This window comes from Clostridium sp., from assembly GCF_051656525.1.
In the GTDB taxonomy this organism is placed as follows: Bacteria; Bacillota; Clostridia; order Clostridiales; family Clostridiaceae; genus Clostridium.
This window is the reverse complement of the sequence record NZ_JBOGCC010000406.1, coordinates 1-1021: the sequence shown is the minus strand read 5'-3', so window position 1 is coordinate 1021 and position 1021 is coordinate 1. Positions and strand designations below refer to the sequence as shown.

Annotated in this window: 1 protein-coding gene; it reads right to left on the bottom strand. The window is 29.5% G+C overall.

Features of this window, described 5'->3' with window-relative positions; translation table 11 throughout:
* Positions 1-254: 254 nt before the first annotated feature.
* Positions 255-935 carry an ABC transporter ATP-binding protein gene (locus ACRDDY_RS19560; protein WP_438566581.1) on the bottom strand — a complete coding sequence of 227 codons (681 nt, stop codon included), beginning with the start codon at positions 933-935 and terminating at the stop codon, positions 255-257.
* Positions 936-1021: the final 86 nt, after the last annotated feature.

The following is a 1021-nucleotide window of genomic DNA, read 5'->3' as shown; positions in this document are numbered from 1 at the left end:
ACGAAGAAGAATTTATGCCTTCTGCTGATAGTACTATAGAACAGAATGACTTAATAATTTTAGCAGGGGTAAAAGAGGCTGTTTATGATACTATGCATATGCTTACTCTTTGTAACTTAACTAATCCTCCTGAGGGAACCGAAGAAGCTTAAGAATATTTAGGACCATATTATAGTTTTGAATTTTAATTCTAATACTATATATGGTCCTATTTTTATTAAAATTATTCCTAAGTCAATTAAAATTCAGCAAATTTATCTAATTACCAATTCTTCTAATAATCCATCTTCTATTTTAATCATTTTTTTACATTGCTTTGCTATATTAATATCATGGGTTATTATTATTACTGTTTTCCCATCCTCATTTATATTTTTAAGCATCTCTAAAACTTCTACCCCAGTTTTTTGATCTAATGCTCCTGTAGGTTCATCAGCTAATATTATTTGTGGTTCATTTATAAGTGCCCTCCCTATTGCCACCCTTTGTTTTTGCCCTCCTGAAAGTTCTTTAGGGGTTTTTAATTTATGGGCTAAAAGACCTAAACTTTTAAGCATATCTGTAGCAGCAGTTATTTTACTAACTTTCTTTTTAGAATACTCTAAAGGTAAAGCTACGTTATCAATTAAATTATAATCATATAGTAAATTGAAGTTTTGAAAAATAAAGCCAAATTCTTCATTTCTTATTTTAGCAAGTTCTTTTCCTTTTAAGGAACTAACATCCTTCCCCTTTAAAAAATAACTTCCACTGGACGGATTATCAATACAGCCTAAAAGATTAAGTAACGTAGACTTCCCTGAACCTGATGGTCCTATTATCGCTATAAAATCCCCTTCTTCAATAGTTAAATTAACCTCCTTTAAAGCTACTGTTTCAGCATCTGTTCCCTTTCCATATATTTTATTTATATTTACTAATTTTATTATTTCCATCCCCTATTTCCCCTTTACTAATTCTACTACTGACATTTTCTTTATTTCTCTCACTGGGAAAATTGATATAATTATAGTAATAAGAA